Here is an 11,748-nt window from a genome sequence, read left to right as displayed (position 1 = left end):
TGCGTGAGCTACGGCGGGCGAACACGATCCTGCGGCAGGCCTCGGCTTTCTTCGCGGCGGAGCTCGACCGCCCGTCGAGGTGATGTGTTCCTTCATCGAGGAGCACCGCGGCGAGCACGGGGTCGAGCCGATCTGCCGAGAACTGCAGATCGCCCCGAGCACATACTACGCGCACCGCACCCGCAAGCCTTCGGCGCGCAGCGTCCGGGACGGGGAGCTGACGGCCGAGATCCAGCGGATCCACAAGAAGAACTTCTCCGTCTACGGGGCGCGGAAGGTCCACGCCCAGCTGCGCCGCGAGGGCACCGAGGTGGCCCGGTGCACCGTGGAGCGCCTGATGCGCGCCGAAGGGCTGCGCGGGGTCTCGCGGGCCAAGGGGCCGCGGACAACGAAACCGGCGCCGGAAACCGGCCGGCCCGCGGACCTCGTCGAGCGCCGGTTTTCCGCCGAGGCCCAGGACCGGCTGTGGGTCGCGGACATCACCTGCGTGCGAACCTTCGCCGGCTGGGTCTACGCCGCTTTCGTCCTGGACGTGTTCTCCCGCCGCATCGTGGGCTGGCAGGTCTCCACCAGCCTCTACACCGAGCTGGCCCTCGACGCCCTGGAAATGGGGATCTGGTCCCGCAGCAGGGACGGCGCGGACCTGTCCGGACTTGTCCACCATAGCGACAGGGGCGTGCAATACCGAGCACTTCGTTACGCCGAACGCCTCGCCGCCGAGGATGCCGTGGCCTCGGTGGGTTCGAGGGGCGATAGCTACGACAACGCGATGGCCGAGGCACTCAATTCGCTGTTCAAGGCCGAGCTCGTCCGCAACCGCAGGCCCTGGCACGATATCAACCACCTCGAGGTCGCCGTCGCGGAATGGGTCGACTGGTACAACCACCGTCGGCTCCACGGCGAGCTCGGACACATCCCGCCCGTCGAATACGAAAAGCTCCACACCCTACACGGCCAGCCCGAGCTGGCGACAATTTCCAACTAAGAAGCCCTCCACCAAACCCGGGGCTTGACAGATCAGCGTCCCCTCACCTCGTGGCGGCCGCGGGAAGCCTGGACTGGCGATTCGTAGTGGTTGGCACCAGCCTGCTAAGCGCTGCGGGCGGGCTCACTGCGCTGTTGGCGGCGAAAGACGGCCCTTTCACCTTTCCGCGCAGTAAATTCTCCTTGCGAGAGGCACTCCGGGCATTCACCGCACGTCCCGTACTCATGAGCTCGCTGGGGTATTTCGGCCACATGTGGGAGCTGTACGCCATGTGGTCATGGTTCTCCGTGTACCTCAGTTCAGTGCTTGCCCGCTCCGACTCGCCCCTTACAGAGCAGTTCGCAAGCCTGGCGACTTTCGTCGTCGTCAGCATAGGGGCGGTTGGCTGTCTGGTCGGCGGCCGCTTGGCAGAACGCGTCGGAAGCGCAAAGTCAGCCATCGTTTCCATGATCTTCTCTGGCGCCTGCGCCGCGGTAATCGGCTGGATACCGGCCGGCGCCCTCTGGCTCGTCCTGCTCATCGCCCTCCTCTGGGGGTTCTGGGTCATCGCTGACTCCGCCCAGTTCTCAGTGCTCATCACTCAAGTAGCCGACCAGCGATATGTGGGCAGTATGTTAACCCTGCAGATGGCCCTCGGTTACACCGTGACCGTTCCCATCGTCTGGCTCGTCCCCACACTGCAGGCTAACGCCGGCTGGGGATGGGCATTCGTCTGCCTCGCCCTCGGCCCGGCCATAGGGGTGTTGGCAATCCGCAGCGTGCTGAGGCAACTGAAACATCATGGCGAAGGCCAATAGAACCAACAGCAGGCTCAGCCCCGGCGCAAGGTGCTGTTGCCTCCCTCCACCGCGTTGGAGGACTTTACCAGCGCCCATCCGCCCGCACGACGATGCCAGGGATTACGGACCTGAGATGTACATGTCGCAGCAGCAACTTCAAAGTCAGGACCACATCAAATGACCACGAACATCGGCCGTCTTGAGCAGATCATCCGCACAATCGCTGACACCTGCGTCGAACAGGAGGGCTACTTCTCCGATCTCGACTCCGTTGTCGGCGACGGAGACTTCGGCTATTCGCTGGCACGAGGCTTTGAAAAACTGATCGAGCAGTGGGACACCCTGCCAAAAGAAAGCGCCAGCGCCTTCCTTCAGTCGGTAGCCCTCTGCCTCAGCTCACGCATTGGGGGGACTTCCGGGCCGATCTGGGGCACTGCGTTCCTTCGTGCCGGAACTGCCGTCAAAGGCGTTGACGAGCTGAAAATCCAAGACGTCGTGGCCATGCTCAGGGCAGCGATCGCCGGAATCAAGGCCCGTGGTGGCGCGGAGGTGGGCGACAAGACCCTCCTCGACGCTCTCGTTCCCATGACCGACAACGTCGAGGACCTAAGCACCTCGGGCTCACAGACGCGGGAGATTGCGGTCTCTGCCGCAAAAACCGCACGTGACGCTGCAGACGCGGCCAGTGTGCTGGTGGCCCGACGCGGACGCGCCAGCTACAGCGGCGAGCGGAGCGTGGGTGTCCCCGATCCCGGAGCCGTTGCCATCGCGGTCCTGGCCGAACGCATCGCAGAGTCCTGGAGTTGATCTCCCCACACCCAGCCGATGTGAGCGGCCCAGCCGATGCCCTCAAGGTCCGATGAGGCAGACTCCTCGGCTGTTCTCTACCTTGTGAAGCAGAGAACTTGATGCCGCGAGTCGGCCTGCTAAACAAGAGCCCCTGTACAGGGGTGCGTGCACCCGGGCACAGCGCCCCGTCATGTCTGATGGGCCGAGCCTGACAGCTCCGCAGCAGTTGTTCTCCACTGAGCTTAGCCAAGCGTCTGGGAAGCGAGGGTGGGGCACGCGGGATCAGGATTGCGCCCAGCCCACCCCCAAGCACCGATGCAATCACAGCGCTGCATCTCCGCGGGGCGCCAACGTGCCTGTACGGGTCCTCTTGCGGTCGGTCCGCCGCGGGCACTCAGCGTCCGCGCGATCTCTGCTCCCACATCGCCGCCAGGCCGGACTGCCTCCAACCTCAGTCAGCCTGTTTCAGGGTAGACCCTTGATTTCCCAGCCCGCGAACCCTACTATCTATACAACCCTATACAAGTACAGATCGGAGAACCATGCTTATTGGTATCGGTTGTGACCCAAACGCGAGCGATCTTAAGGCGGTGCTCGCCCGCTATGCAGTTGAGCTCGGCCACGAGGTACGCGATTTTGGATCTGAAGACCCCCTCTACCCGCTGACAGCCATCAATGTCGCCGAAAGTGTCGCCCGGGGTGAGGTCGACAGGGGAGTAGTGCTGTGCGGCACCGGCATCGGAGTCTCCATCGCTGCAAACAAAGTCAAGGGAGCCTACTGCGCGCTGCTTATGGACTCGTACCAGGCCGAGCGTGCCCAATTGAGCAACAGTGCCAACATGATCGCCATGGGCGCCCAGGTCATCGGTCCCGAAACCGCGAAGCGGCTGTTGCGTGACTATCTTGCAGTGGCATACGAACCGTCAGAGCGCAGCACGCCAAAGCTCGCCGAACTTTATCGCTACGAGGGCGGGAATGAGGCGCGCCCATGAACGACGACATCGCAGCCCTCGAACTCGAAGCAACCAGGGCCAGACTCCTGGTCCTCCGCATGCTCCGCGCGGGCGGTTCTGGACACCTTGGCGGAGCCCTTTCCTGCATTGACATCCTCACTGCACTCTACTTCCGTACGATGAACGTCGACCCGGCCAAGCCGACGGATCCTCGCCGGGACCGCTTCCTTCTCTCTGCCGGGCACAAAGCCATGGCTCAGTACGCTGTCCTTGCCCGGCGCGGATTCTTTCCAGAAGACCTGGTGGACACGTATGCCGGGCATGGAAGTCGACTCGCCGGCCACCCTGACATGCATAAACTTCCCGGAGTGGAGGCCAACACAGGGGCCCTTGGGCACGGCCTCCCCATCGCTTGCGGCATGGCTCTCGGATTGCGGCTCTCCGGCGGCGCCGGCCGGGTATTTACAGTTCTTGGAGATGGCGAGCTCCCCGAGGGTTCCAACTGGGAAGGGGCCGCCATCGCTGCACACCACAAGCTGAACAATTTGGTTGCATTCATCGACGTCAACGACTTGCAAATCAGCGGCCATACGGCGGACGTAATGAACATGGAGCCAATCACGGACAAGTTCAGCGCCTTCGGATGGGCCGTGCGCACGATCGACGGCAATGACATGCGCGAAGTCATCTCCGTCCTCGACCAGACACCACTTAGCACGAGCAGACCGACGGCCATCGTGGCCCGGACCACTAAGGCGCAGGGCATCAGCTTTCTGGAAGGAACTGCAGCATCGCACTACTGGAAACCAAATCCGGAAGAACTAGACGCTGCCGAGGCAGAGCTGCAGAACCGACTGGCCACAATCTCAGAAACGGTGGGAACACGATGAGCACACCCCTGATCGATCCGCGCAAGACCTTCGGGGAAGCCGTAACCAGCAGGGCACAGAACGATGACAGGATTGTGGTCCTCTCCGCCGACAGCGGCGTGTCCTCGGGTTTCGGTACCTTCAAGAGCCGGCACCCGGAACGATATTTTGAATTCGGAATCCAGGAACACGGTGTCACGGGGGTCGCCTCAGGGCTGGCTACTACCGGGCGGATTCCGGTGTTTGCCGCCATCGCCGCCTTCGTCACAAACCGCAACTACGAGGCCTTTCGTAATGACATCGCCTACATGGGCCAAAACGTCAAGATTGTCGGACGTAACGGAGGGATGACCTACTCGGACCTCGGACCAACCCACTACTCGCTCGAAGACTACGCCATCATCCGGATGCTGCCCGGCGTTGTGATCATCTCTCCCCAGGACCCCGGCGAGATCCGGGCTGCCGTGGATGCGATGCTCACCCATGAGGGTCCCGTCTATATGCGCGTGGGCGGTCCCGCCATCCCCGACCTTTTTGAGGAAGAGCCCTTCGTCATCGGTAAAGGGCGTTCCATCCGCACGGGGGAGAAGGCGACCGTTGTCACGACCGGGGCCGTAACCGCCGAAGCGATCCACGCCGTCGACCTCCTCGCTGCCGACGGCATCGGAGTGGACCTGATCGGTATGCCGACCGTGGAGCCGGTCGACGCTGAGCTGATCACTACCTCGGCCGCACGCACCGGCCATGTGATCACGGTCGAGGAGCACTACATCCGAGGAGGCCTCTCCGCAGCGGTCTCAGAGACGATCCGCCACCTCGGAGTCCGCCATGATGCAATCGGACTCCCTCACCAGCATGTGATCACAGGGACGTACTCAGGGCTGCTGCAGCACTACGGACTTGACGCTGCCGGACTCCACGCGAAGCTGACAGACTTGCTTGCGGCCTGAGCTCAGCACGGCCAGACGCGTACCGGGTCGTCATAGCGAATTACCGCCTCTGTCCGCCACTTCGGATACGGCAGCCGGGACGACAGGATCGCGCGGATGGACCTGCCCTCTGACTAGCGAGCATGCCCCCCCGGAATCGGATGCAGCCGCCGCATCACTCATGTCGCCGACGGGCACAAGCATTACGAAGATCGAACAATCCAGCACCTGTCCCAGCCAGTCCGCAATCTCAAAAGGAGTGTGCGCATGATCTACGAAGTCGCAACACTGACCATCAAGCCCGGCTCCGAAGCCGCTTTCGAAGACGTCCTCTCGCAGGCCGTCCCGCTTTTTCAGCAAGCCCCGGGCGCACTCAGCCTCCGCGTGGACCGGACCGTGGAGAACATGTCCGAATACACCCTGATCGTTGGCTGGGCAACCCTGGAAGATCATACGGAACGGTTTCGCAGCTCTACAGCATTCACCAGGTGGCGGGAACTCGCAGGACCTCACTTCGCGCAGCCACCCCAGGTCAAACACACCCAGCAGGCCTACCTTGGCTTCTGACCCCGCTGTGATCATGGGAGGTCCGGCCTTCATCTGGCGGATCTTTCATGGTGCGTTGTGCAGATGATTACCACTCAGCAGGAGCAGGAGCCTGGTTCAATCGAGCTGGTAGTCGAACTTCAGCTGCATGGTGTCACCACGGAAGACGATCGAAGAGTACTCAAAGGCCGTGCCCGCCGGGTCCGAAATGACGTCAGTGAGCAGCAGCGCCGGGTCTCCCCGGCGCAAGCCAAGTTGCCGGGCTTCATTGCCATCCACAGCCACGGCCTCGAGGTTTTCCCTGACACTTTTCATCGGGAGGCTGTAGTTCTCCTCGAGGACCACGCAGAGCTGCTCGTTGACGACGTCGTGCGTGTCCAACCCGGGCGCCAAACGGGCCGGAATGAACGAGCGGTGCAAGCTCAAGGGTTTGCCGTCAACGGTGCGCAAGCGAACGATCGCGAAAACCTGGTCCTCTGGACCGAGCCCCAGCCTTTCCCGCACTCTGGCGGGCGGAGCAGCCAGGTCAAGCGAGACAAGCTGTGTCGAGGTGTGGTAGCCGAGGGCCTCGAGTTGCTCCCGGATGCCCTTATAGGCCGGCGACACTGCGCTGATCTTCCGCGGGGCTACGTACGTGCCTTTGCCCGCGACACGGATCAGCAGCCCATCGGCAGTGAGCTTGTTGAGCACGCCCCGGACCGTCATCCTGCTCAGTCCGTAAATCCTGTTCAACTCGTTCTCGGAGGGGATCCGCTGGTCGGGCGCCCACTCGCCACTCGTGATCTTGGCCAGCAGGATCTCTTCAAGTTGCAGGTACAGCGGGACAGAAGAGTCACGCTCAAGCACATCAGTCATATTGGCACCTCCTAGCCGATTATAGCCCGCCGCGGTGTTGTATAGCGCGGTACATACTTGTATAGTCTACGTTAGTTTCAGGTTTTATGGTGCGCGTCACAGTAATCCGACGCGGGCAACTTGGAAGGAACCACTGAAAGGTAAGGACGAGGATGCTCGTTTCGACAGCAACACTGACCAGAACCGCACGCGATCACGGATACGCCGTGCCGGCGGTCAACGTCTTCGATGAAGTCAGCATGCGGGCCGTAGTCGAGGCCGCCCAGGCCTGCTCTGCCCCGCTTATTGTGCAGGTGTCGGTCAAAACGGTGCGCACCGCCGGCACACGGCTTCTCAGCGCGACATTCGAAGCCGTGACGAAAGATGTCACCGTGCCCGTGGCACTGCATCTGGACCACTGTCCGGACCGGACCGTCATTGACGAGGTCGTGGCCGCGGGCTGGTCCTCGGTTCTTTTCGACGCTTCCGACCGCGACTTTGAGTCCGCCGTCAGGGAAACTACCGAGGTTGTCGCCCAGGCCCACGCTGCCGGCGTGGACGTGGAGTCCGAGATTGAAAACATCTTGGGCGTTGAGGACGGCGTCGGTTCCGACACCGCACTGCACTCTTACACCGTCGAGCAACTCGCGGCGGCCGCTAAGAGTACCGGCGCTGACATGCTTGCACCCCAGGTGGGCACCAGTCACGGGGCGTTTAAGACCCCCCCGAAGCTTCTGCCAAGTCGCGTGCGCGAGCTCGCCGCCCTCGTCGACAGGCCGATCGTCCTCCACGGCGGCACCGGCCTCTCCGCAGCAGACTTCAAGCTGTTCATCGACGCGGGCGTGTCAAAGATCAACATCTCCACAGCCGTCAAGCATTCCTACATGCAGGCAGCCGCTAAGCACCTTGACGGCGCCCGTCTCAACGACCGGTGGGATCCACCGAGCCTGTTCCGGGATGTCTCGGCGGCCGTCCGGAACGAAATTGTGGAACACATCGAGCAGTTCGGTGCGGCTGGCCGCGCACAGCACGCCAACGAGGCAGTAGGTTCCCGATGAGCGATGCCCTGATTTTCGACTGCGACGGCGTCCTCTCCGACACCGAGCGTGATGGCCACTTGCCGGCATTCAACGCGACTTTCGAGCACTTCGGACTGCCGGTGCACTGGTCTCAGGAAGACTACGCCCAAATGCTGGCCATCGGCGGCGGCAAGGAGCGGCTCGGCAAACTGCTCACACCCGAATTCATCGCGAAGGCAGGCCTTCCCGAGGACCGGGAGGCCCAGCACGACCTGATCGCACAGTGGCACCGCGAAAAGACTGCCCGCTACACGGCGATGGTACGCGCCGGAGAGCTGCCCCCACGCCCTGGAATCGCCCGGATCTCGGCCGAGGCCGCTGACGCGGGCTGGCAACTCGCAGTGGCATCAACCTCAGCCGAGGAATCGGTCCGGGCAGTCCTCGAACATGTCGTTGGAACCGATCTGGCCAGGCAGTTCTCAGTCTTTGCAGGCGACATGGTCGAACACAAAAAGCCCGCGCCCGACATCTATCACCTTGCCATTAGGGAACTCGGCATCCAGCCCACTCAGGCAGTAGTGGTCGAGGACAGCGCTAACGGCCTTAGGGCCGCCCTCGCTGCCGGCCTGACCACCGTTGTCACCCGCAGCAGCTACACCATCAATGAAGATTTCACGGGGGCGGCGCTGGTTGTCGACTCGCTCGGCCAGCTGCCGGACCATCCCGTGGCCGTGGTCTCCGACCCGCACGCCGTCGGCGTCGACGGCGAAGTGTCGTTGAAGAATCTTCTTGACCTCCTAAATGCAACGTCCATCCCAACCTTCTCTTGATTTCCTAAGGAGCCTTGAAATGCAAAACGACACCGCCTCCGTTACAGAAGGCACAATTCGTCTCGAAGACGTCGTGAAGACGATCGCGCAGACCTGTGTTGAAAACGAGACGTACTTCTGCGATCTCGACGCGGTCGCCGGCGACGGCGACTTCGGCTATTCCCTTGCCCGCGGCTTCGAGATCGTGCTCGAATCCTGGGAGGGCTACGACCGATCCGACCTCGGCTCTTTCCTGGGCGGCGTGGCCCTAACGATGAGCAGCAGGATCGGAGGAAGCTCAGGCCCGATTTGGGGAACCGCATTCCTTCGCGCGTCCTCCGTCGCCCGCGGCAAGCAGCAGCTCGAAGGTGCCGACGTCGTTGCCATGCTCCGGGCCGCGACCGAGGGCATCATGGCCCGCGGCGGCGCCAGCCTGGGAGACAAGACCCTGCTTGACGCGCTCGTACCCCTCACTGATGCTATCGAGGCCGGAGTCAGGGCAGGATCTGACCCCAAAGCCATCGCCAAGAGTGCTGCAGTCGTCGCCCGTGATGCTGCTGAGCGCACGAGCACGCTGACAGCCCGCCGCGGCCGCGCGTCCTACACGGGTGAGCGCAGCGTCGGCTCACCTGACCCCGGAGCGATCGCAATGGCGGTACTGGCTGAGCGGATTGCGGGTACCCGGTGACGAATTCAAGCGCAGGATCAACGACAACGATTCAGAGAAAGACGGCAATGAAAAAGTTCATTAACGACCCCAAAGCGTTCGTCCCCGAGATGCTCAAGGGCATCGCTCTGGCCAACCCGGAGACCTTGACGTACGTCCCGGAGTACAACCTCATCATGCGCTCCGACGCTCCACGGCAGGACAAAGTCTCTATCATTCAGGGATCCGGCTCGGGACATGAACCGGCGCACGTCATGGCGGTCGGCAAGGGCATGCTCGACGGCGCCTGCCCCGGCGATATCTTCGCTGCGCCGCCAGCGGATTACGTCGTAGAGGCCACCCGCCGCCTCGCCAGCGACAAAGGCGTGCTCCTCCTGGTGAACAACTACACCGGAGACAAGATGGCCTTCGAGATGGCCGCCGAATTCGCCGCGGCTGAGGGCATCAATGTGCGCACCCTCTTTATCAACGACGACGTCGCGGTCGAAGACTCGCTTTACACCATTGGTCGCCGAGGAGTGGCCGGCAACTTCTTCGTCATGAAAGCAGTCGGGGCTGCCGCCGAAGCCGGCGCCGACCTGGACGAGGTCGTACGTATCGGCGAGAAGGTGAACGCCGCAACCCGTACGATGGGCGTTGCACTGAGCGCGTGCACGCCTCCCGCGAAGGGTGCCCCGCTGTTCGAGATGGCCGACGACGAAATGGAAATCGGCGTTGGAATCCATGGCGAGCCAGGCCGCCGCCGCGTCAAAATCGCCACGGCCGACGAGATTGTGGACGAGCTGCTCAACGCAATTGTCCCCGACCTGCCATTCGCAGACGGTGACGAAGTGGCCCTCATGGTCAACGGACTGGGCGGCACGCCCATCAGCGAGCTCTACATTCTGAACGGCAGCGCACACACGCGTCTTGCCGAAAAAGGCATCACGGTAAGCCGGAGCTATGTAGGCGAATACTGCACCGCGCTGGACATGATTGGAATGTCCCTGACTCTCGTGAAGCTCGACGACGAGATCAAGGAACTGCTGGCAGCCCCGGCTGAGATCGCTGCCCGCATCTTCTGACCAATCGGCACCCTCCGATATTCCGAAGAGTTACATCACCACCAGCGTCATGGCAGTACTCTGAACTGGCCGGCAGGGACTCCTGGCGGCCAGTTCGGACTCCCTAGTTGAAGTTCTACAAGCCGCCGTTCCCCTGACGAATAACCAGCTCCGAGGCGAGACCACCGGGCGGAAGCAGCAAGCATTCCGGTGAGCTCCAAAAGAAAGGCATTTCACTTGTCTCCTAAGGCTATGTCCTCCGTCCGCGTAGCGGTTGTAAGCGCCCAATGGCATGCAGACATCGTTGATCGTGCCGTGGAAAGCTTTCAGGCACGGTTGAAAGAATCCGGCATTACCAACGTGGATGTCCACCAAGTGCCTGGCGCCTTCGAAATCCCGCTACTCGTCCGACGCCTCGCAGTATCCGGTCATTACGACGGAATCGCCACCTCTGCCCTCGTGGTTGACGGGGGCATTTATCGCCACGAATTTGTCGCACAAAGCGTCGTGGACGCCCTTATGAGAGTGCAATTGGAAACTGACGTACCAGTTTTCTCCGGAGTCCTAACTCCTCACCATTTCCACGAGCATGAAGAACATCGCAACCAGTTTTCCCGGCATTTTGTAGCCAAGGGGAAGGAACTGGCCGACGCTCTCACCTCAACTCTTACAACCTTGGCGTCCCTCCAGGAGGCCTAAAGGACACACAGACCCACAGAACGTGGTGATACCTGCACATGTGTCTTTCCGGGGCCTTCAAGAACAAAAAGCCCTAGTCCGGCGGTCCGCCAAGCTCCATTGTGTAACAAGTAGCTGTGCCCTCGAGAACAACTGTTCCGTCATCACGAACCACCCACGTACGTAACGTCGTAACAGGCTTGTCTGCACGTACTTCAGTTACCTCGACGTGCCCGGTAATAACGTCACCAGGACGAACAGGAGCCATGAAGTTCCAGTTCACGCTCAGGAAGACGGATCCGGGTCCCGGCAGCTCCTCAGCCACGACGGCGTTCAGGATGGCACTAGTTACACCACCTTGGACAATAATCTCGCCAAACCGTGAGGTCTGGGGACTGTGGAAATAACGGTGTATCCGGCTCGACACGCCGGGCGGTAAGCCTGGCGGGGAGGAGCCCGATATGGCCGCAACACTTGAGGCTGTGCCGAGTACGAAAACCGCTGAAAAGAAGACAGAAGTATCCGAGGGCGACGCTGCGCGCGAGCTGGTCAGAATGGCGAAGGAACAGGGCCTGTCCCTGACCGGGCCGGACGGTCTGCTCAAGCAGCTGACCAAGACCGTGATCGAGACCGCGCTCGATGAGGAAATGACCGAGCATCTCGGATATGAAAAGCACGATACGGCAGGGAAGCAGACCGCGAATTCCCGCAACGGCGTGCGCCCAAAAACGGTGCTGACGGAGACCACGGGCCCGGTGGAGGTGGACGTGCCGCGGGACCGGGAAGGGACCTTCTCACCGGTCATCGTCAAGAAGCGTCAGCGCCGCCTGACCGGTGTCGATGAGATG

General features: G+C 62.0%; 15 protein-coding genes and 1 other annotated feature. Of the genes, 13 read left to right on the top strand and 2 right to left on the bottom strand.

Translation table 11 applies throughout. The features are described from left to right. Positions 1-43: 43 nt before the first annotated feature. Positions 44-157: a sequence feature (AL1L pseudoknot), on the top strand. The 7 genes from ACQ3I4_RS16060 to ACQ3I4_RS16030 all read left to right on the top strand — a co-directional run bounded on the left by ACQ3I4_RS16060 (position 83) and on the right by ACQ3I4_RS16030 (position 5,871). Beyond that, positions 83-985 (top strand): IS3 family transposase, encoded by a 903-nt coding sequence (locus ACQ3I4_RS16060; RefSeq protein WP_430633900.1) that lies wholly within the window; start codon positions 83-85, stop codon positions 983-985. (Overlaps the previous feature by 75 nt.) A gap of 86 nt (positions 986-1,071) precedes the next feature. After that, positions 1,072-1,782, top strand: coding sequence for a hypothetical protein (locus ACQ3I4_RS16055; protein WP_430633899.1), 711 nt, complete (start codon positions 1,072-1,074; stop codon positions 1,780-1,782). A gap of 159 nt (positions 1,783-1,941) precedes the next feature. Beyond that, positions 1,942-2,571, top strand: a complete 630-nt coding sequence (gene dhaL / locus ACQ3I4_RS16050; RefSeq protein WP_329864169.1) for a dihydroxyacetone kinase subunit DhaL — start codon at positions 1,942-1,944, stop codon at positions 2,569-2,571. A gap of 524 nt (positions 2,572-3,095) precedes the next feature. Next, on the top strand, positions 3,096-3,545 hold the full coding sequence (locus ACQ3I4_RS16045; RefSeq protein WP_329864168.1) for an RpiB/LacA/LacB family sugar-phosphate isomerase: 450 nt from the start codon (positions 3,096-3,098) through the stop codon (positions 3,543-3,545). Further along, entirely contained in the window at positions 3,542-4,396 is an 855-nt protein-coding gene (locus ACQ3I4_RS16040) for a transketolase (protein WP_329864166.1), read from the top strand. Before ACQ3I4_RS16045 ends, ACQ3I4_RS16040 begins: the two co-directional genes overlap by 4 nt. Beyond that, on the top strand, positions 4,393-5,325 hold the full coding sequence (locus ACQ3I4_RS16035) for a transketolase family protein (RefSeq protein WP_329864164.1): 933 nt from the start codon (positions 4,393-4,395) through the stop codon (positions 5,323-5,325). The genes ACQ3I4_RS16040 and ACQ3I4_RS16035 overlap by 4 nt, the downstream gene beginning before the upstream one ends. A gap of 246 nt (positions 5,326-5,571) precedes the next feature. Further along, positions 5,572-5,871 (top strand): antibiotic biosynthesis monooxygenase family protein, encoded by a 300-nt coding sequence (locus tag ACQ3I4_RS16030; protein WP_329864162.1) that lies wholly within the window; start codon positions 5,572-5,574, stop codon positions 5,869-5,871. A 96-nt stretch (positions 5,872-5,967) separates the two neighbouring features. Here the strand turns inward: ACQ3I4_RS16030 and ACQ3I4_RS16025 are convergent, their stop codons facing one another. Then, entirely contained in the window at positions 5,968-6,705 is a 738-nt protein-coding gene (locus ACQ3I4_RS16025; protein WP_329864160.1) for a GntR family transcriptional regulator, read from the bottom strand. A gap of 152 nt (positions 6,706-6,857) precedes the next feature. Here ACQ3I4_RS16025 and ACQ3I4_RS16020 point away from each other — a divergent pair, with 152 nt between their 5' ends. The 5 genes from ACQ3I4_RS16020 (at position 6,858) to ACQ3I4_RS16000 (ending at position 10,921) form a co-directional block, all read left to right on the top strand. Beyond that, on the top strand, positions 6,858-7,742 hold the full coding sequence (locus ACQ3I4_RS16020) for a class II fructose-bisphosphate aldolase (RefSeq protein WP_329864158.1): 885 nt from the start codon (positions 6,858-6,860) through the stop codon (positions 7,740-7,742). Beyond that, positions 7,739-8,533 carry an HAD-IA family hydrolase gene (locus ACQ3I4_RS16015; protein WP_329864156.1) on the top strand — a complete coding sequence of 265 codons (795 nt, stop codon included), beginning with the start codon at positions 7,739-7,741 and terminating at the stop codon, positions 8,531-8,533. The genes ACQ3I4_RS16020 and ACQ3I4_RS16015 overlap by 4 nt, the downstream gene beginning before the upstream one ends. Before the next feature lie 19 nt (positions 8,534-8,552). Beyond that, the gene (gene dhaL, locus ACQ3I4_RS16010; protein ID WP_329864155.1) at positions 8,553-9,200 is read left to right on the top strand and encodes a dihydroxyacetone kinase subunit DhaL; all 648 of its coding nucleotides are present in this window, start codon (positions 8,553-8,555) and stop codon (positions 9,198-9,200) included. 47 nt (positions 9,201-9,247) lie between these two features. Further along, entirely contained in the window at positions 9,248-10,243 is a 996-nt protein-coding gene (gene dhaK / locus ACQ3I4_RS16005) for a dihydroxyacetone kinase subunit DhaK (protein WP_329864153.1), read from the top strand. 231 nt (positions 10,244-10,474) lie between these two features. Next, positions 10,475-10,921 carry a 6,7-dimethyl-8-ribityllumazine synthase gene (locus ACQ3I4_RS16000; RefSeq protein ID WP_329864151.1) on the top strand — a complete coding sequence of 149 codons (447 nt, stop codon included), beginning with the start codon at positions 10,475-10,477 and terminating at the stop codon, positions 10,919-10,921. A gap of 73 nt (positions 10,922-10,994) precedes the next feature. Here ACQ3I4_RS16000 and ACQ3I4_RS15995 read toward each other — a convergent pair whose 3' ends face one another. Beyond that, complete coding sequence (locus ACQ3I4_RS15995; protein WP_430633898.1) at positions 10,995-11,327, bottom strand: MaoC/PaaZ C-terminal domain-containing protein; 333 nt, start codon at positions 11,325-11,327, stop codon at positions 10,995-10,997. 34 nt (positions 11,328-11,361) lie between these two features. Between ACQ3I4_RS15995 and ACQ3I4_RS15990 the strand changes: the two genes are divergently transcribed. Beyond that, positions 11,362-11,748: transposase (locus ACQ3I4_RS15990; protein ID WP_430633347.1), on the top strand; the 387-nt coding region annotated here is incomplete at its 3' end.

The organism is Zafaria sp. Z1313, from assembly GCF_050563205.1.
Taxonomy (GTDB): domain Bacteria; phylum Actinomycetota; class Actinomycetes; order Actinomycetales; family Micrococcaceae; genus JAZDCJ01.
This window is presented reverse-complemented; position numbering and strand designations above follow the sequence as displayed.

Coding starts and splice junctions, on each gene's coding strand:
- ACQ3I4_RS16035 (WP_329864164.1), top strand. CDS start 4,393: ATGAGCACACCCCTGATCGATCCGCGCAAGACCTTCGGGGAAGCCGTA.
- dhaK (WP_329864153.1), top strand. CDS start 9,248: ATGAAAAAGTTCATTAACGACCCCAAAGCGTTCGTCCCCGAGATGCTC.
- ACQ3I4_RS16045 (WP_329864168.1), top strand. CDS start 3,096: ATGCTTATTGGTATCGGTTGTGACCCAAACGCGAGCGATCTTAAGGCG.
- dhaL (WP_329864155.1), top strand. CDS start 8,553: ATGCAAAACGACACCGCCTCCGTTACAGAAGGCACAATTCGTCTCGAA.
- ACQ3I4_RS16000 (WP_329864151.1), top strand. CDS start 10,475: ATGTCCTCCGTCCGCGTAGCGGTTGTAAGCGCCCAATGGCATGCAGAC.
- ACQ3I4_RS16030 (WP_329864162.1), top strand. CDS start 5,572: ATGATCTACGAAGTCGCAACACTGACCATCAAGCCCGGCTCCGAAGCC.
- ACQ3I4_RS16025 (WP_329864160.1), bottom strand. CDS start 6,705: ATGACTGATGTGCTTGAGCGTGACTCTTCTGTCCCGCTGTACCTGCAA.
- ACQ3I4_RS16020 (WP_329864158.1), top strand. CDS start 6,858: ATGCTCGTTTCGACAGCAACACTGACCAGAACCGCACGCGATCACGGA.
- ACQ3I4_RS16060 (WP_430633900.1), top strand. CDS start 83: ATGTGTTCCTTCATCGAGGAGCACCGCGGCGAGCACGGGGTCGAGCCG.
- dhaL (WP_329864169.1), top strand. CDS start 1,942: ATGACCACGAACATCGGCCGTCTTGAGCAGATCATCCGCACAATCGCT.
- ACQ3I4_RS16015 (WP_329864156.1), top strand. CDS start 7,739: ATGAGCGATGCCCTGATTTTCGACTGCGACGGCGTCCTCTCCGACACC.
- ACQ3I4_RS16040 (WP_329864166.1), top strand. CDS start 3,542: ATGAACGACGACATCGCAGCCCTCGAACTCGAAGCAACCAGGGCCAGA.